This is a genomic window from Salinivibrio sp. IB643 (assembly GCF_001996105.1).
Taxonomy (GTDB): domain Bacteria; phylum Pseudomonadota; class Gammaproteobacteria; order Enterobacterales; family Vibrionaceae; genus Salinivibrio; species Salinivibrio costicola.
Genome location: NZ_MUFF01000026.1, coordinates 1 through 18,663, shown reverse-complemented (window position 1 = coordinate 18,663; position 18,663 = coordinate 1). Strand labels below are relative to the sequence as shown.

Genomic DNA, 18,663 nt, shown 5'->3' with positions numbered 1-18,663 from the left:
ATTCGTATTTGGTTTAAGAGTGTAGCTTGGCGAGAAAAGATGATCGGTGCAGCGGATCCGACTGCACCGATATAAGGGGTATGCGCCTATCCCGGCTGGACCTGATAGCGTCCAGGCTTGTGATTCATCGCCAGCACGAGGTTAGTGGTAATCGCCGCGGCGACAGATAAGGCAATCAGCCATGGTTCAACGACCATCAGTGACAACACCACAATCGAGCAATCCAGCGCCATTTGCACTTTCCCGGCGCGGATGCCGAATCGTTGCTGTAAGAACAGCGCTAAGGTGTTAAACCCGCCCAAACTGCATTGATGCCGAAACATCACCAGCATGCCCATACCAATGAGGCCACCGCCAATCAAAGCGGCATAGACGGGATGAATACTTTGAATGGTGAGCACGTGATGTAAGTGATCAGCACAGAAAGACACAATGCTGACGGCGACCAAGGTACTTAAGGTGAAGCGTTTACCCATTTGGGTGTAAGCGAGCCAATAGAAAGGTAGGTTGATCACGAAGAAAAGCTCACCAAAACTAAAGTCGGTGACACGTTGTAAAAAGAGTGCCAGCCCAGCGGTACCGCCGGTGAGTAGGCCTACTTGGTTGAAAAAGAAGATGCCAAGTGACACCAGACTACTACCAATGAGTAGCGCCAATGCGTTTTCACGCTTGGAATGATTTCTATCCATACTTGCGTTCTATCCCTATAAAAACGACCGCTACACAATACGCTGCTTTTCAATGAGGTCGAGTCAAACATCCGTTTGATAACAAGTGAATAACAAATCAATGCGTACATTATCATTTACGTTGTGGGCGAGATCACGACAAAAATACGTCGCTACAGACCAAAGTCTAATCTACATTGTCTACAATCTTATTCTATTCTGGCTGTATTAAAGTTTTTAGGCGGTATTTATGTCTTTATTGTCGACAAATGACCAGACTCTCGATCAACACACGCAATCGACTCCGGCTGAGTCACGTGAGCCCACCAAGTCAGCCAGCCTGACCGAGCAGCTTATCGAGGCGATTGTCACCGGCACCTATCCAGCAGGCACCAAGGTATCGGAAGCGGGATTAGCCGCCGCGTTTGGGGTCAGCCGAGGTCCACTGCGCGAGGCGATGATGCGGGTCGAAGCCTTAGGACTGGTAGAGCGGGTGCCTCATGTGGGCGCGAGAGTGGTGACGCTGACACATCGCCAATTAGCCGAGATCTACGCAGTGCGAGAAGCCTTGGAGGGCATGGCGGCAAGACTGGCGTGCGCGCACATCACCGATGCCGAGATCGATCAGTTAAGTGAGGTGCTCGCCACCCACCATGCCTATATCGAGCGGGTGGAGGGGGCGGCCTACTTTCATCAACAAGGCGATTTTGATTTTCATTATTGCATCATCAAAGCCAGCCATAACCAGAAACTGATCAATCTGTTATGTGGTGAGTTATACCACTTGCTGCGTATGTACCGCTTTCAATCGCCCCGGGCGCATTCTCGCCCCCAGCAAGCGCTGCAAGAGCACATGCAAATTTTGGCGGCAATTCGCGAGCGCGATGCCGAGCTGGCGGAAATGCTGATGCGTCGTCACATTCAGCGCAGCCGCCAACTGATTGAACAGCGAATAGCAGATTGAATAGCAAATAGCAGATTGAATAGTCACTGACGAATTAAAAATAGTGCGGTGGTGAGCCCCGCTAAGCCACGAATTTACAAGGAGAATACTATGAGTGCAGGTGCACGTTTTCGCCAAGCGGTACGCAACAATATTCCGCTGCAAGTCGTCGGCACAATTAACCCCTATTGCGCCATGATGGCAGAGCGGGTGGGGCATCAAGCCATTTATCTATCCGGAGGCGGGATTGCTAACGCCTCTTACGGCTTACCGGATTTGGGGATCACGACTCTCAACGATGTGTTGGAAGATGTCCGCCGGATCACCGCAGCGACCGACGTGCCCTTGCTGGTGGATATTGATACCGGTTTTGGCGGCGCGCTCAATATTGCTCGCACTATTCGTGAAATGGAACGTGCCGGCGCGGGCGCGGTGCATATGGAAGATCAAGTGGCGCAAAAGCGCTGCGGTCATCGTCCCAACAAAGAAATTGTCAGCCAAGCTGAAATGGTCGATCGCATTAAAGCGGCGGTGGATGCGCGCACCGATCCTGAGTTTGTGATCATGGCGCGCACCGATGCGTTGGCGGTGGAAGGCATGGACAGTGCCGTCACCCGCGCCAGAGCGTACGTAGAAGCGGGCGCGGACATGATTTTCCCCGAAGCCATGCAAACGCTCGAGCAGTACCAAGCCTTTGTCGAGCAAGTAAAGGTGCCGGTGCTGGCGAATATCACCGAGTTTGGTCAAACCCCACTGTTTACCAGTCAAGAACTAGCGAGCGTGGGGGTCAGCATGGTGTTGTATCCGCTCTCTGCGTTTCGTGCTATGAACCAAGCCGCCCTCAATGTGTATCAACACCTGCTGGAGGATGGCCACCAGAAAAACGTGGTCGACGCCATGCAAACCCGTGATGCGCTCTATGACTTCTTGGGGTATCACGCCTACGAACAGCAATTGGATCGCCTATTTGGCAAAGAGTGATCACAGACGCACACCAACGGTGTGAAAACGTCGGTTACACCACTGGAATTATCGCCACGTTCACGGATTCATGCAGCGGTTGAATCTGATGGCATCAAAGGAAAGGAGCCAATCATGACAAATGTCGCCGTCGCACCTAACGAGAAACCAACCTCTGGCGCAGGCCTGCGTGGCCAAAGTGCCGGCACCACCGCCTTGTGTACGGTCGGGCAAACCGGCACTGGATTAACCTACCGGGGTTATGACATTACCGATTTAGCCAATCACGCCCAATTTGAGGAAGTGGCGTACCTGCTACTCAAAGGCCAACTTCCCAATCGCCAAGCACTGGCTGACTACACAGAAACCTTGGTTGGCAAGCGGGGATTACCTGACGCCTTAAAAGCCGTGCTGGAGCGCATTCCTGCCAATGCGCACCCCATGGATGTGATGCGTACTGGCTGCTCGATGCTGGGTAATTTGGATCAAGAAACCGACTTTAGTGAGCAAGCGGATAAAACCGATACGCTGTTGGCGATGTTACCGGCCATTATCTGCTATTGGTATCGCTATTCGCATGATGGCGTGCGAGTCGATACCTATCAGCCAGAGGTGAAAAGCATTGGTGGTTACTTCCTGAAAATGCTGACTGATGAAACGCCGTCGCCACTGCATGAATCTGTGATGCATTGCTCGCTGGTGCTGTATGCCGAGCATGAGTTTAATGCTTCGACCTTTACCGCCCGAGTGTGCGCGTCCACCTTGTCCGATTTGCACTCTTGCATTACTGCGGCCATCGGCAGTTTGCGCGGCCCATTACATGGCGGTGCCAACGAAGCGGCAATGGCGATGCTGGAACAGTGGCGCACACCTGACGAAGCCGAAGCAGGGTTAATGCAAATGCTCGCCAATAAAGACAAGGTGATGGGCTTTGGCCATGCAATTTACCGTGAGTCAGATCCCCGCAATGCCCTTATCAAACATTGGTCGAAACAGCTTGCCGAAAACGCACCAGACGCTTGGCTTTATGACGTGTCTGAGCGGGTTGAGCAAGTGATGAAGCGCGAAAAAGGCTTGTTCCCCAATGCCGATTTTTATCACGCATCGGCCTATCACTTTATGGGGATCCCAACCAAATTGTTTACCCCGATTTTTGTGATGAGCCGAGTAACGGGCTGGGCGGCGCATGTGTTTGAGCAGCGCGCCAATAACCGCATTATTCGCCCAAGTGCCGATTACGACGGCCCTGAACACCAAGATTGGCTACCTATCGATCAGCGCCCCTAATCGGCGCGCATTCACCCGATTGAAATTACAGAAGGAATTGACCATGAGTAACAACGTAGAACTGAACCAGCGCCCCGACCCCGATGCCTTATTGGTGCAAATTGCTGACTATGTCGATAGCACGCCGATTGCCTCAGCAGAAGCCTACAACACCGCACGCAACTGTTTGATGGATACCCTTGGCTGTGGCTTGCTGGCGTTACGTTTCCCTGAATGCACCAAACACCTGGGTCCACTGGTGCCGGGTACTACAGTGCAACATGGTGCGCGTGTGCCGGGCACCTCTCATGAGCTTGAYCCGGTCACTGCCGCGTTTAACATCGGTTGTATTATTCGCTGGCTCGATTTTAACGATACTTGGCTCGCCGCCGAGTGGGGCCATCCGTCCGATAACCTAGGTGGAATTTTGGCCACTGCCGATTATTTAAGCCGTGTGGCCGTGTCCGAAGGCAAACCGCCGCTTACCATGCGCGATGTATTGACTGCGATGATCAAAGCGCATGAGATCCAAGGCGTGCTTGCACTCGAGAATAGCTTTAACCGCGTCGGGCTCGATCACGTTTTATTGGTACGTGTGGCGTCGACGGCGGTGGTCACCAAAATGCTGGGCGGTAATCGTGATCAGATCATTGATGCCGTTTCACAAGCGTGGGTCGATGGCTGCGCGCTGCGCACCTACCGCCATGCGCCGAACGCCGGTTCACGCAAATCGTGGGCGGCGGGCGATGCCACTTCTCGCGCGGTGCGTCTGGCGATGATCACCATGAAAGGCGAAATGGGAATGCCGTCGGTACTCAGCGCGCCCAAATGGGGCTATTACGATGTGCTGTTTAACGGCAATCCCTTTAGTATCAAACAAGACTTTGCCAGCTACGTGATGGAAAACGTGCTGTTTAAGATTGCCTTCCCTGCTGAGTTTCATGCTCAAACCGCGGTGGAAGCGGCCGTTACCTTGCATGCACAGGTTAAAGACCGGGCTGACGAGATTGAACGTATCGAAATCACCACCCATGAATCGGCCATTCGCATCATTTCTAAAGAAGGGGAGTTGGCCAACCCGGCCGACCGTGACCACTGCCTGCAATATATGGTGGCGGTGCCGCTGTTATACGGCAATCTGGTGGCCGAGCACTATGAAGATGCCTTCCATCACGCCGACCCGCGTATTGACGCGCTACGGCAAAAAATGGTGATCAAAGAAGACCCACGCTATAGCGCGGAATATCTAGAAGCCGACAAGCGCTCGATTGCCAATGCGATCCAAATCTTCTTTACCGATGGCAGCCACACTGAACAAGTCGCGGTGGAATACCCGATTGGTCATCGCCGTCGCCGTGAGGAAGGGATCCCTGTGCTGGAGCAAAAATTCCGCTCCAACTTGGTAACTCGGTTCCCGCAAGCACAGAGCGATAAAATTGCCGCCTTATGTAACGACCAGGCCGCGCTGGAGAAAACCCCGGTGCACGAATTTATGTCGCTGTTTGTGATTAACTAAGCACGTTCTCAACACGTTGCTTGCTAACTCATCGCTCGCTGATCGCGGGCGATAAGGAGCCGCTTATGCAAGAAGCCAGTTATCAACACCACGCGGATTGGGCTAGCCGTGATCCCGAGGGATTTTGGCAGGCACAGGCCAAACAGCTCGATTGGTTTACCTTTCCTCAAACCATGCTTAGCAAAGACGACAATGGCATTGAGCGCTGGTTTGCCGATGGCACCATGAACACGGCATATATGGCACTCGATGCCCATGTCGAACAAGGCCGGGGCGAGCAAACCGCGCTGATTTACGACTCACCGGTTACCGATAAAAAAACCACCTACACTTATGCGGCGCTGCGTGACTATGTGGCGAAAGTGGCGGGCATGCTGGCAGGGCTAGGGGTTGAAAAAGGGGATCGCGTGGTGATTTATATGCCCATGATCCCAGAAGCAACCGTAGCGATGCTCGCTTGCGCACGGCTTGGTGCTATTCATTCGGTGGTGTTTGGTGGCTTTGCCCCGAACGAGCTGGCGGTACGGATTGAAGATGCGGAGCCCAAAGCGGTGCTCACCGCCTCATGCGGGATTGAAGGCGAGAAAACCTTGGCGTATAAGCCGATGGTTGATCAAGCCATCATGGACAGCCGCTACAAACCCGACCATGTGGTGGTCTATCAACGTGCGATGTGTCGTGCCAATTTAGACAATCCGCGTGATGCCGACTGGGCAGCATTATTGGCTGAAGCAAAGCCTGCAGCACCGGTGCCAGTCAAAGCCACCGATCCTTTGTATATCCTCTACACCTCTGGCACCACCGGCAAACCCAAAGGCGTAGTGCGTGACAATGGCGGTCATGCCGTGGCGATGAAGTACAGCATGAGCGCGATTTACAACGTCAAACCCGGCGAGGTGTTTTGGGCCGCGTCGGATGTCGGTTGGGTGGTGGGGCACTCGTATATTGTGTATGCCCCTTTGCTACACGGCTGCACCACGGTGATGTTTGAAGGCAAGCCAGTCGGTACACCGGATGCGGGTGCGTTTTGGCGCGTGGTTGATACATATAACGTCAGCATCTTGTTCTCGGCGCCTACCGCCTTTCGGGCGATTAAAAAACAAGATCCAAACGGTGATCACCTTGCGCGCTATCCAATGACATCCTTACGCACCGTGTTTATGGCGGGCGAACGGCTTGATCCACCGACATTGGAATGGGTGGAAGAAAAGACCCAGCGACCCGTGGTTGATCACTGGTGGCAAACCGAAACTGGCTGGGCGATTGCAGGCAATCCATTAGGGTTAACCTGCTTTGCGACCAAGCCCGGTTCGGCAACCATGCCAAGTCCTAGCTATCAAGTGCAGATCCTTGATGAAATGGGCGAACTGGCGGCGCCAAACCAACAAGGATATATTGCGATAAAACGGCCCCTGCCGCCTAGCTGCCTGCCCACGGTGTGGCGTAACCACGATCGCTTTGAAGCCGGCTATCTCAGCCAGTTCCCCGGCTATTATGTGTCTGGTGATGGGGGTTACATGGATGAAGATGGCTACGTGTTTGTGATGGGACGGATTGATGATGTGATTAACGTCGCAGGTCACCGTTTATCGACCGGCGAAATGGAAGAGGTGTTAGGCAGCCATGAAGCGGTCGCCGAATGTGCGGTGGTGGGCATGCACGATGAGCTTAAAGGCCAATTGCCGCTCGGCTTAGTGGTGCTGAAAGACGGCTTTGTCTCAGTGAGTGGCGAGATAGAACGGGAATTGGTGCAGCGTGTGCGTGACAGAATTGGCGCAATTGCTTGCTTTAAACAAGCAGTTATCGTCGATAAATTACCCAAAACACGCTCAGGTAAAATCTTGCGCCGTATTATTCGCCAAATGGCGGATGGCGAGTCGTATCAAGTCCCCTCGACCATTGATGACCCTAGCAGTTTGGAGGCGATTGCCTCGGCGTTGTCATCGTAAGCTTTGCTATTCAAGCTTTGTTATTCAAGCTTTATTATTTAGGCCTTGTTATTCAGGGTTTGCTATTTAGAGCTTGTCATTTTGGAGCTTGTCATTCTGAGCGTGACAATAGGTGCGACAACGCGTGGTATCACAGCAATACCACGCGTTAAGATAAGAGCGCGCTTATTGAGTGATGCGCGGGCTTATTGAATCAAACACGCAAACCCTTTGAGGTAGAAACCTTCTGGATAAGCACTGTGAGTGGGGTGATCCGCGGCTTGTGCAAAGCGTTCGATAAACTGCACGTTTTTACCCGCATCTAATGCCGCGTCCGCCAAGATCTTTTGGAATAACCCTGAGTCCATTAGCCCTGAACATGAATAACTGAGCAGCACACCGCCTGGGTTTAGCAGCTGCATGGCGAGCATATTGATATCTTTATAACCGCGGCATGCGCCGTTCAGTTGTGATTTCGATTCGGCAAACTTGGGCGGGTCCATCACAATGACGTCAAACCGTTCGCCTTGTTCGCGATAAGTGCGCAGCAGCTTGAACACATCGGCATTCACAAACTCAGCACGGGTGAGATCAAAGTCGTTACGTTCGGCATTGGCCTTGGCTCTATCGAGCGCCGGCTGTGACACATCCACATTGATGACCTGTTTGGCATTGCCTTTTTGCGCATACAAGCCAAAGCCACCAGTGTAACAAAAGCAGTTTAAGACGCGTTTGCCATCCATATACTTAACCGCTTGCTCGCGGCTATCACGCTGGTCGAGATAAAAACCGGTTTTATGGCCCTTGGTAATGTCGACCTCAATCGCCACCCCATTTTCTTCGATGATGACAGTGGCCGGTGGCTCGTCACCGTGTAATACGCCGATACGTGGTTTCAACCCCTCCTTTTTGCGAATCGCAACATCCGAGCGCTCGTAAATATGGCAGTCAGGAAATTCGCTACGCAGCGCGGTGACCAGGTTATCGCGTTGGGCATCCGCGCCGGCGCTCAGCAATTGGCACACTAGGTAGTTATCGTATTTATCCACGGTAATGCCGGGCACACCGTCTGACTCGGCGGCCAATAGACGGTAACCGGTTAAGCCATCACGCTCGGCGAGCATGGTACGCAGTGGCTTAGCCGCACGAATACGGGCGAGGAAAAAGTCACTGTCGATGACGGTTTTCTCAAAGCACCACATGCGTACCCGAATTTGTGATTGCGGCGAGAATGCCCCTAGGCCTAAAAATTCGCCTTGATGATCACAAACAGTGACAGTGTCACCTAATCCGGGCTTGCCTTCAACGCGGGTGATTCCTCGCGAGAAAATCCAAGGATGGCGGCGTTTGATTGATTTATCGCGGCCTTTGGCGAGATACACAGTGGCAGTCATGATGGTTCCTAACAATGGGTGGTGCAAAACACGTCAAAATGCTGAGTGAAGCACCTGCATCATGACGTGACTTGCGGATAAAGCAAAAAGGGCGGGTATTGTCGAGCAAGGCTGACGGCATTGCAATAAAAACGCGCCCAGAGTAGGGCGCGCGATAAGGGGAATGATGGAATCAAACCATGGCGTTTAGGTACGAAGCCCTGCCACTAAGGTTTTAAGCTGGTGGGCTTGTGCGCCAAGTTCGCTCACTTCGGTAGCGGAATCACGCAGCATTTGGGCAACCTGGGTAGACTGGCTGCGTACTTGCTCCACATCTTGCGAAATCGTACCCGCAACATTACCTTGCTGCTCAGCAGCGGCGGCAATTTCGGTGCTGCGATCGGCAATGGTGCCACTGCGCTCAGCGATTTGGCTGATCTCCGTATCAATCTCTTGCACCGCCGCCTCACTGGCTGACGCATTTTCAACCGTGCCTTCCATCACCCGGCGTAGCTCGGCGGTGTGCGTTTGCAGTGACTCAATCATAGATTGAATATCAACCGTCGATTCCTGGGTGCGGCTAGCCAGTGTGCGCACTTCGTCTGCGACCACGGCAAAGCCACGACCTTGTTCGCCGGCACGCGCGGCTTCAATCGCGGCGTTGAGCGCCAGTAGGTTAGTTTGTTCACTAATACCGTTAATGGTGGTTACCACGGTACCGATTTGCTCGGCGTTTTTGCTCAGCTCGCTGACTTTATCTGCCGCTTGAGCTATCTCGCTGGCAAGACTATTAATCGCGGTCATGGTTTGCTGAACTTGCTGACGCCCCAGATTTGCAGCTTCTGTGGCTTCTTGTGTTTGGGTTGATGTCTCGGTGGCATGCGTTGCGACCTCGCGAATTGAGCTCGCCATTTCTTCGGTCGCGCTGGCCAGCGAATCAAGGTACTGACGCTGGCTCTCGCCCACAGCTTCGCTTTCATTGCTGCGCTGCTGCAAACTTGCGGACAGGCCGTCCATCATCTCTGCGCTTTCCTGGATCGCTTTTACCAAATTCTGTTCACGCTCGAGCACTTGATCGATGGTGACTGCGATCTGGCTAAACTCATCACGGACCGGAATAAAGTTCATCCGGTAACTTAGCTCACCATCTGCTAGCTTTAATAAAGCTTGGTTCATGGTGTACATGGCGCCGCCGATAAAGGTCATGATGTAGTAAATCAGCACCGCAATGACTAACACCATGCCAAGCAGCAGGCTCCAATCGGTGGCGCTCATATGGCTAAATAGCGTGCCGTCGAGCTGATAGATAAGCTCATTGCCATTGAACGTAAAACCGGTTTGCTGGCTATTGAGCAGGGTTTGCACCTCGCCTTTCGGGAGGTCGTATTTTTCAACCATGGCTTGAATGGCTTGACCTTCCGCCTCCATTTTGTGTGCCACACGGGTATCCGAGGCTGCATCTAAGGTAAGCGCAATCACAACCATTGCGAGTAAGGGGAGGAAAAAGATAAGGTAAAATTTCTCTTGGAGCCGAAGGTGGATGAGATATTTATCAATCCATCGAAACGCAACTTCTTTCATGACGTAATCCTGTCAAACGACTTGTCTCATGTAGCGTTATACAGGTGTCGTTTTGCAATGGGAATACAGTAGAGGTGACCGATGTCTCAAAAATGTATTAGGGCCTACGTCACAGGTCACGTTCAGGGAGTTGGCTTTCGTTATCAGACCGCCCATGAAGCGATAAAGCTCTCATTGACCGGGTATGCGAAGAACTTACCGGATGGGCGTGTTGAGGTACTGGCATGTGGCCGCAATGAATCGGTGGATGCCCTCATGGCGTGGTTAGATAAAGGGCCGCCTACCGCGGGTGTTGATCAGGTCGATAAAGAAGACGTGGAGTGGCGCGCCGTAGATGGCTTCGCAATACTATAGCGACTCGATAGGACCATGTCGCCTAGGTAACAAGCCTAGGTAACAAATAGCAATTAGCTAAAACATGTAAGCGCCGCGGTGGGTAGTGCGGCGCTTATAGGCTGGCCATCGGTACTAAAGACATTTAGCCGGCTTAGGTAAACCTGCCAGTTTTGTTGCCTGTTTAGCGGGGCCTTTCGGGAACAGCTTGAACAAATACTTGCTGTTGCCTTTTTCTGGGCCGTATTCTTTTTCCATCGATTTAACCAACAAACGCACCGCCGGTGAGGTGTTGTATTCTTGGTAAAAGTGGCGGACAAAGTGAATCACTTCCCAATGGGCCTCGGTAAGGGCAATGCCTTCTTGCTCTGCAAGCATGGGAACTAATGCTTCGTGCCAGTCGTCCACATTTTTTAAATACCCCTGCGCATCCGTCGCAATGGTTTCACCTTCATACACCAGCATAGTCTTACCTTTGTTCGTCATCTGATCGGACGTTATCGCTGTTATTAAAGCTGCAAAGCATAGCGAGCAGGGAGGGCGAGTGCAACTGGCGTTCAACAGCGACTCCGTGCTGCGCGCCGCACTGAGTGGGTGCGCCATTTAACGACAAAAAAGCCGGCGCGTGCCGGCTCTTTGTGTTTGTTACTGACTAAACCCTGGGGTTAGTCGTCGTTCATAAAGCCAAGAATGCTCAGCATATGAACGAAGATGTTGAAGATGTTCAAGTACAGCGACACTGTGGCGCGGATGTAGTTGGTCTCGCCGCCATTAATGATGTTGCTGGTGTCATACAGAATAAAGGCTGAGAAAATCAGTACCGCGATGGTGCTAATTGCCAGGCTCAACGCTGGGATCTGCAAGAAAATATTCGCGACCATTGCCACTAATAGGGCAATCACACCGGCAACCAAGAAACCACCCATGAAAGAGAAGTCTTTCTTAGAGGTAATGGCATACGCCGATAGGCCTAGGAACACCATCCCTGTGGTGGCAAGCGCCTGCATCACAATGCCTGGGCCGCTCGACAGGCTCAGGTAATAGGTCAGGGTTGGGCCGAGTGAGGCACCTAGCAAGCCGGTGAAGACGAATGTCCACACAATACCGGCAGAAGAGTTCATGGTGCGTGGTAGCACAAAGAACACGATCGCCAACGCACCTAGGGTCATACCTAGCGACATCATTGGGCCGATGCCGACAGCGATAGCGATAAAGGCCGCGATAGCACTGGTGATCAGTGTCATCGATAGCAATGCATACGTGTTACGTAGCACCTTGTTTGTAGATAACGCACTCTGCTGTGACTGGCTGTGCGAAACGATACGATCGTTCATAACGTTCTCCCGGTTGGGTTAACAATCCATTTTTATATACGACAGTTATGCGGGCAGTCGTTCACTTTTTCAAGCTGCCCACGTCCTTAATCTAAACCACGACTGGCTTTTATAGGGTTAATAATACCTTATCCGCGCCTAACACCGATGGTGAAGTTGTAAAGGGATGTTAACCCAGCCCTTGAAGCGCGAACAAGGTAAAGTTTGTTACATCAACCACTTCCACCAGACGAACACGGCCAAGAAACCAAATAAATAGACCAGCCCGGTGATTGCCAATGCGCGCATCGCCTTGCTCATGGTCACTTCGGGTGGTAAACGGTGCTTGGTCACCAAAATATAGTTCAATAGCGCGAAAAAGGGCGTGGTGACAAATGCCGCGACCATGGCAAAATCAAGCATGGTCAGCAGCGCCCCAGTCCAAAATGCTACGATAGCCAGTGCCAACACAGCGATCAGTACCATCCAGCCTTGTGTAACTGCGGGTTTTGCTTCTGCTTCTGTTTGCTCGCGTAATAACCGTTGCGATTCGGACACCACCCGCGCATAGCCATCGATTACCGTGATGGTGCTGCCGAAGATACAGAAAAAGGCGACCACCGCAATCAAATAACGTGACCACTCGCCAATGGTGGCGGCATACAAACTCACCAATTGATGAGAAAAGCCAATACCGGATTGTTTCAGTTCCACCCCGCTGCCGTGCAGAAGCAGGGCACCCAGTGATAAGAACACAATCGCCAATAGCGCGGTGCCAATGTAGCCGACGTTAAAATCAAACAGCGCCGCTTGGGCATTGATTGGCTCAGATTGCGCTTTGCGCTTGAGCCACACCGACGTAATACTAGAAATTTCAATCGGGGCGGGCATCCAACCCATGGTGACCACGATAAAGCCAATCGCTGCTACCGACCAAATCGACGGCGCATTAAAACTAGGCTCGACCGCGACTGGGTTACCGACCGCAACTGTAACCGCGACCAAAGTGGCGCAAGTTAGCGTTGCCATGATTACTTTAGCAAGCAGATCCAATGCCTTGTAGTGGCCAGCAATTAATATCACCAGGCAAGTGATCACAATAATGGTCGACAACACCGTTAGTGACAGATCAAACGGCACAAAATAGCTTAATAAGCTGGCGCTAAATAAGGTCAAGGCAGCGGTGTTAATGACACCAGACACGGCACTCAGTGTGACAAACAGCCACAAGTAAGGGCGGCCTAAGCGCGCATAGCCTTCTACCAGCGTTTCGCCAGTGCCTGCGGTATATTGTACGCCTGCTCGAAAAAAGGGGTATTTAAATAAGTTAACGAGCAGGATCAATGCTGCGAGCTGCCAGCCATAAATAGCACCGGCTTTTGTAGATGCAACAAGGTGAGATCCGCCTACTGCCGCCGCGGCCATCATTATCCCTGGCCCTAAAGCGCGTAGGCGTTGCATCACCGACAAGCTGGGCGCTGTCTGGTGCGAAGAGGCGGTTTGCATGGTTGTTTCCTTTATAATAATTGCGTTGTTGTGTTTGCTTAATTTTATGATTCAACGCTATTGCTTTTATATTTTACGCGTAAGGCCAATCTTTATCGTTTTGCCTTTAGTTTTTTTGTCAATAGCTACCCATGAATAGCATATGAGTTAAACGTGTCAACTAATCTTGCCATGTTTATTCATAATAGGCGTCACGCTGGGTGCGAATGTCCAACACCACTAACCTGACATAAATATAAAGCGATAAACATCCGACCATTGTCTGAGAGAGCAGGCAGCGCCGGAAAAGATCTTAGCAGGGTGCAATCAGGGCTGAATAAGTGTGATCTAAGATCAAATTCTGCTGGAAATGAGACTCCAATCACAATATAATGCTCGCCCAACATGCGCTCTTTGCTCAGTGATAGGCAAAGAGTGGCTGTGTCGCGATTCGCGGCTGAAGAAAAAGCGTCCAAGGTAGGGCCCACCTTCACCGAACCCGCGGTACGATGTAACGCATGATGGAACCTCTTGCCTCCCCGGCAGCGTGTCGTATTCATCCGTACCGTAAGTGCAATACAACACGGCAAGGTAATCTATTTATGCAACTCCTCTATAGTGCGGCAGGTCTGGTCGCTCTGGTTCTGTGCGCGTGCGCATTTTCCACTAACCGTAAAGCCATCAATTGGCGTACCGTGCTCGGCGCGTTTGGTTTACAAGCCGGTTTCGCGGCGTTAGTGCTCTATATCCCCTTTGGGCAAGCCATGCTGGGCTCAATGAGCAATGGCGCGGCTAAGTTGTTATCGTTCGCCAACGAAGGTATCGAATTTGTATTTGGTCCGCTGGCCAATGATGGATTTATCTTCGCTGTTAAAGTTCTGCCGTTAATCATTTTTATCAGTGCGCTGATTTCTCTCCTTTATCATCTCGGCATTATGCAGTGGGTTATTAAATTGCTCGGCGGGGGCATACAGCGATTACTCGGCACCAGTCGAGCTGAATCGCTGGTAGCCACCAGTAACATCTTTCTTTCTCAGGGCGAATCTCCTTTGGTGGTTCGCCCTTTTCTTAGCAAAATGACTCGCTCAGAGCTATTTGCGGTGATGGTCGGCGGTATGGCCTCGGTGGCCGGTAGTGTGCTTGGTGGTTATGCCGCGATGGGTGTAGATTTAAAATACCTGATTGCCGCGAGCTTTATGGCGGCACCGGGTGGGCTATTGATGGCCAAAATCATCGTCCCAGAGACCGAAACACCGGCCGAGCAAAGCCAGGTTGAGATCAGCGATAGCGACCAAGCAAACGCGATTGATGCATTGGCTAGCGGGGCGATGAACGGCATGAAAGTCGCGGTTGCGGTCGGCACCATGCTGGTGGCCTTTATCAGTGTGATTGCGATGCTAAACGCCGGGCTGAGTAGTTTAGGGGAGCTGGTCGACATTGACGGCTTAAGCCTAGAAATGTTGTTTGGTTACCTGTTCTCACCCCTGGCGTTGCTTACCGGTGTACCCGTGCATGAAGTGTTTGATGTCGGCAACCTCTTGGGACAGAAGATTGCGCTTAATGAGTTTGTCGCCTTCTTATCCTTTGCCGATATTAAAGCCAACCTGTCGGTGCAAAGCCAGGTGATTGTGACCTTTGCGCTGTGTGGCTTTGCCAATATCGGCTCGATTGCCATTCAACTTGGCTCGATTGGTGCCATGGTGCCGGAGCGCCGCAAAGATGTGGCAAGCTTAGGCGTGCGCGCGGTGATTGCTGCCACCTTTGCCAACCTAATGAGTGCGGCATTGGCGGGTATTTTTATCGCGCTATAAACATTGCGCAGTAAAGAGACTTAGTTAAAGTGTCTCAGTAAAAGCAGGGCGATTGGCGGCAAGCTAATCGCCTTTTGCTAACATGTTCGCCAAGCTGATCATTGATTGAGCGAGCAGACAAAAAGCGGCAAATAAAGGGTTTACAAGCCAAAGCGAACCCAATATTATACGCCGCGTTCCGGAGAGATGGCTGAGTGGTTGAAAGCACCGGTCTTGAAAACCGGCAAGGGTTAATAGCCCTTCTAGGGTTCAAATCCCTATCTCTCCGCCACATATAGAAAAGCCGCTGCTTAGTCAGCGGCTTTTTTGCGTTTATCCCCCACAAACTCCCAAACCCTGACTGCGCCAACATTTTAGACGCCTTTGCCTAAACACACTGCCCAGCATCTGATAACCTAGCCCGCAAAAATCGCTCTGTAAGGCCTTTTGGACGCCGCCAGGGAAAACGCATGAAGATCCGCACCATGCTTGGGCTAGCGATTTAATGGTCTCCTAACGTTTAGGAGATTAAAAATGACAGAAGATAAAAGTCCATTTATGCATTTCGTTTCCATTAGAGACATTCGCCAAGAAGATAAAGTTGAATATACGTTATCAGATATTATTTTGATAACGATTTGTGCGGTGTTGTCTGGTCATGATACCTGGAAAGGTATTAGTGGTTATGGACGTAAGCAGCGTGATTTTTTATTACGTTTTGACTTCTCAGGTAAAACATCACCCTCGGAAGATACGATTGCAAGAGTGATGGGAACCATCAGTACAAAATCATTACAAAAAGCCTTTATAGAATGGATGAAATCGTGTCATGAATTAACGGATGGTGAAGTAGTTGCCATTGATGGAAAAACACTGAGGGGGTCATATAACCGAGCAGCAGACCAAGCTGCGATTTATATGGTTAATGCGTTCGCAACCGCAAATGGTGTATGCCTCGGACAGTCAAAAGTAAATAGTAAAACTAATGAGATAATTGAAATACCTAAGCTACTGGAATTGCTAGATGTTTCTGGGTGTTTGATTGCCATAGATGCTATGGGTTGTCAGCGCAAAATCGCACAGAAAATCATTGATAAAAATGCCGATTATTTGCTTGCCGTTAAAGCGAATCAAGGTAAGTTAGATGAAGCGTTTGATAATTACTATCGGCCGTCAATGCTTCAACACTTTGATGGTGATAGCTACTCATCACAAGAGAAATCGCATGGACGTTTAGAAACACGATGTGCACTCATCAATACTGATTTAAGTGTATTAGGTGATTTGGCTTATGATTGGCCTGAGTTAAAAACGATGGGTATCATGGTGAGTGTTAGACAAGAAGGAAAACACGCTGAAGAGTCAGATATTTCAGCTCGCTATTATATAAGCTCAAAATCACTAACAGCGAAAGAGCTTCATGATGCCACTCGCTCGCACTGGTTAATTGAATCAATGCATTGGCAACTCGATGTTGGGTTAAAAGAAGATGCCTGCCGAATTAGGGTGGATGATCGAGCGGAAGTTTTTGCACGAATAAGGCAAGACGTTCTCAAAGAGCATGGCATCCAGATTAGCATGGACGGTAAAGGCTGCTACCATGATAATATATTCGTGAAACGGCTTTGGCTTAGCGTCAAACACGAGTGCGTCTACCTCACAGCCTTCGAAATGGGCAGCACTTGAAACAGGCGCTCCACCGGTACTTCCGGCATTACAATCAGACTCGGTACCACCAAAGCCTTGATTACCAAACGCCCGATGAGGTTTACTATAAGCAACCCGTAACATTGGCAGCCTGAGCCATGGAAAAACCTGGATCATAGCTTAGGAGCACCATCAGGTTGTCCAACTGATTGGGTCCACCTCACTTCATGCATCAAATAATAGGAGATACAACATGAAAAATGGATTTACTAGATTATCTTTGGTTTTGTCAGGCTTTCTTGCTGGAAGCTTACAACTAGCTTCTGCATCTACACTTGAATGCGGGAAATATGTCGGTTGTGAACGGAAGTTTTGCGAAATAGAACAGCAAATTGTAATAGCCAGCAGTAAAGACAACCAAGCTAAAGTGGAAGGGCTCAAAATCGCTTTGAATGAGTCAAAGTCAACATGTACGAATGAATCACTTTTTGAAGACCTAACTTCTGAAATATCCGAAGTTAAAGAGGAAATAAGAGAATACGAATCTGATTTACTTGAGGCTCAAAACGACAATAAGTCAGACAAAGTTAAGAAGTATGTAGATAAGATTGCAGAAGAAAAGCAAAAGCTTAGTCAGCTTACAGAAGAGTTGAGCACGTTAAAATAAAGCTAACAAATAGAGGGTGTTCAATATTCTGTGTCAGCCAATTTTCATAGGTCTATGTGATCATCCAGTCGGCCTTCGAAGAGAATGGTCAGCTGCGATAGCGTCAGGCTCCAGTTCTGCACTGGGTGCGACCAACGCTCAGACGCCTTTAACATACCTGCGTAGAGTAGTTTGAGCAAGCTGTTCTCATTGGCAAAACCGCCTTTGGTTTTAGTCAGTTTGCGGAACTGGCGGTGCACGGCCTCAACGGCGTTCGTCGTATAAATGGCGGTACGCACGTATTCCGGATATTTGAAGTAAGTGGAGAGTGTGAACCATTTATTGCGCCAGGACTTAATAACGATGGGGTATTTGTCACCCCATTTAGCTTCTAAGTCATCCAGCACGCTCTCTGCGGCGGATAATGTGACTGCCTTGTACACGCACTTCAAATCGGCCATGAAGGCTTTTTGGTGCTTACTGGCCACGTATTTCATTGAGTGGCGAATTTGATGAATAATGCAGTGCTGTATCTCTGTCTTGGGATAGATACTTTCAATCGCTTCAGGGAGGCCCTTAAGGCCATCAACGCACGCAATAAGGACCACGGTTGTGCAGGTCGGTCAGCACGCTGAGCCAGTGATGGGCACCTTCAGACTCTGACAGGTAAAGGCCCAGCAGCTCTTTTTTCCCTTCAACGTTGAGGCCGAGAATGGTGTACACCGCTTTAGTGATAAAGCGCCCGTTCTCTTTGATTTTATAGTGAATGGCATCNTGTCACCCCATTTAGCTTCTAAGTCATCCAGCACGCTCTCTGCGGCGGATAATGTGACTGCCTTGTACACGCACTTCAAATCGGCCATGAAGGCTTTTTGGTGCTTACTGGCCACGTATTTCATTGAGTGGCGAATTTGATGAATAATGCAGTGCTGTATCTCTGTCTTGGGATAGATACTTTCAATCGCTTCAGGGAAGCCCTTAAGGCCATCAACGCACGCAATAAGGATATCTTGTACACCACGGTTGTGCAGGTCGGTCAGCACGCTGAGCCAGTGATGGGCACCTTCAGACTCTGACAGGTAAAGGCCCAGCAGCTCTTTTTTCCCTTCAACGTTGAGGCCGAGAATGGTGTACACCGCTTTAGTGATAAAGCGCCCGTTCTCTTTGATTTTATAGTGAATGGCATCGAGCCAGACAATCGGATAGACCGCTTC

General features: G+C 50.6%; 15 protein-coding genes, 1 tRNA gene and 3 pseudogenes. 11 read left to right on the top strand and 8 right to left on the bottom strand.

The genetic code is table 11. From position 1 onward, the window contains the following. Positions 1–86: 86 nt before the first annotated feature. Positions 87–689 carry a YitT family protein gene (locus tag BZG77_RS11360; RefSeq protein WP_077461083.1) on the bottom strand — a complete coding sequence of 201 codons (603 nt, stop codon included), beginning with the start codon at positions 687–689 and terminating at the stop codon, positions 87–89. 229 nt (positions 690–918) lie between these two features. On the opposite strand from BZG77_RS11360, the gene BZG77_RS11355 reads away from it, so the two are divergent. The 5 genes from BZG77_RS11355 (at position 919) to BZG77_RS11335 (ending at position 7,302) form a co-directional block, all read left to right on the top strand. Beyond that, positions 919–1,632 carry a GntR family transcriptional regulator gene (locus BZG77_RS11355; RefSeq protein ID WP_077647309.1) on the top strand — a complete coding sequence of 238 codons (714 nt, stop codon included), beginning with the start codon at positions 919–921 and terminating at the stop codon, positions 1,630–1,632. Positions 1,633–1,722: 90 nt separating this feature from the next. Then, positions 1,723–2,592: a methylisocitrate lyase gene (prpB, locus tag BZG77_RS11350; RefSeq protein ID WP_077647308.1), complete on the top strand. Its 870-nt coding sequence runs from the start codon at positions 1,723–1,725 to the stop codon at positions 2,590–2,592. A 114-nt stretch (positions 2,593–2,706) separates the two neighbouring features. Further along, entirely contained in the window at positions 2,707–3,858 is a 1,152-nt protein-coding gene (gene prpC, locus BZG77_RS11345; RefSeq protein ID WP_077647307.1) for a bifunctional 2-methylcitrate synthase/citrate synthase, read from the top strand. Between the two features lie 43 nt (positions 3,859–3,901). Further along, positions 3,902–5,353, top strand: coding sequence for a bifunctional 2-methylcitrate dehydratase/aconitate hydratase (locus BZG77_RS11340; protein ID WP_077647306.1), 1,452 nt, complete (start codon positions 3,902–3,904; stop codon positions 5,351–5,353). Between the two features lie 65 nt (positions 5,354–5,418). After that, complete coding sequence (locus BZG77_RS11335) at positions 5,419–7,302, top strand: propionyl-CoA synthetase (protein ID WP_077647305.1); 1,884 nt, start codon at positions 5,419–5,421, stop codon at positions 7,300–7,302. 185 nt (positions 7,303–7,487) lie between these two features. Here BZG77_RS11335 and BZG77_RS11330 read toward each other — a convergent pair whose 3' ends face one another. Further along, positions 7,488–8,675, bottom strand: coding sequence for a class I SAM-dependent methyltransferase (locus tag BZG77_RS11330; protein WP_077647304.1), 1,188 nt, complete (start codon positions 8,673–8,675; stop codon positions 7,488–7,490). Positions 8,676–8,861: 186 nt separating this feature from the next. Next, entirely contained in the window at positions 8,862–10,235 is a 1,374-nt protein-coding gene (locus BZG77_RS11325) for a methyl-accepting chemotaxis protein (protein ID WP_077647303.1), read from the bottom strand. A gap of 81 nt (positions 10,236–10,316) precedes the next feature. On the opposite strand from BZG77_RS11325, the gene yccX reads away from it, so the two are divergent. Next, entirely contained in the window at positions 10,317–10,589 is a 273-nt protein-coding gene (yccX, locus tag BZG77_RS11320) for an acylphosphatase (RefSeq protein ID WP_077461090.1), read from the top strand. Positions 10,590–10,703: 114 nt separating this feature from the next. On the opposite strand, the gene BZG77_RS11315 is transcribed toward yccX, so the two are convergent. The 3 genes from BZG77_RS11315 to BZG77_RS11305 all read right to left on the bottom strand — a co-directional run bounded on the left by BZG77_RS11315 (position 10,704) and on the right by BZG77_RS11305 (position 13,387). Then, the gene (locus BZG77_RS11315) at positions 10,704–11,033 is read right to left on the bottom strand and encodes a TusE/DsrC/DsvC family sulfur relay protein (protein ID WP_025744655.1); all 330 of its coding nucleotides are present in this window, start codon (positions 11,031–11,033) and stop codon (positions 10,704–10,706) included. Between the two features lie 200 nt (positions 11,034–11,233). After that, entirely contained in the window at positions 11,234–11,902 is a 669-nt protein-coding gene (locus BZG77_RS11310; protein WP_046073363.1) for a Bax inhibitor-1/YccA family protein, read from the bottom strand. 207 nt (positions 11,903–12,109) lie between these two features. Then, positions 12,110–13,387, bottom strand: a complete 1,278-nt coding sequence (locus BZG77_RS11305; protein ID WP_077647302.1) for an NRAMP family divalent metal transporter — start codon at positions 13,385–13,387, stop codon at positions 12,110–12,112. A 581-nt stretch (positions 13,388–13,968) separates the two neighbouring features. Between BZG77_RS11305 and BZG77_RS11300 the strand changes: the two genes are divergently transcribed. The 5 genes and pseudogenes from BZG77_RS11300 (at position 13,969) to BZG77_RS11280 (ending at position 17,470) form a co-directional block, all read left to right on the top strand. Then, a complete protein-coding gene (locus BZG77_RS11300) occupies positions 13,969–15,177 on the top strand; it encodes a NupC/NupG family nucleoside CNT transporter (RefSeq protein ID WP_077461092.1) in 1,209 nt (402 codons plus the stop codon). A gap of 180 nt (positions 15,178–15,357) precedes the next feature. Then, positions 15,358–15,448 (top strand) — tRNA-Ser (locus BZG77_RS11295). 242 nt (positions 15,449–15,690) lie between these two features. Beyond that, positions 15,691–16,698, top strand: a pseudogene (locus BZG77_RS11290) (ISAs1 family transposase); the annotation flags it as partial. 104 nt (positions 16,699–16,802) lie between these two features. Further along, the gene (locus tag BZG77_RS15250; RefSeq protein WP_077647301.1) at positions 16,803–16,958 is read left to right on the top strand and encodes an integrase core domain-containing protein; all 156 of its coding nucleotides are present in this window, start codon (positions 16,803–16,805) and stop codon (positions 16,956–16,958) included. A gap of 98 nt (positions 16,959–17,056) precedes the next feature. Beyond that, the gene (locus tag BZG77_RS11280) at positions 17,057–17,470 is read left to right on the top strand and encodes a DUF1090 domain-containing protein (RefSeq protein WP_077647300.1); all 414 of its coding nucleotides are present in this window, start codon (positions 17,057–17,059) and stop codon (positions 17,468–17,470) included. Between the two features lie 44 nt (positions 17,471–17,514). On the opposite strand, the pseudogene BZG77_RS11275 reads toward BZG77_RS11280, so the two are convergent. Together BZG77_RS11275 and BZG77_RS11265 are read right to left on the bottom strand one after the other, a co-directional pair. Beyond that, positions 17,515–18,223: pseudogene (locus BZG77_RS11275) on the bottom strand (IS256 family transposase); the annotation flags it as partial. Positions 18,224–18,261: 38 nt separating this feature from the next. Further along, positions 18,262–18,648: pseudogene (locus BZG77_RS11265) on the bottom strand (IS256 family transposase); the annotation flags it as partial. Positions 18,649–18,663 lie beyond the last annotated feature (15 nt).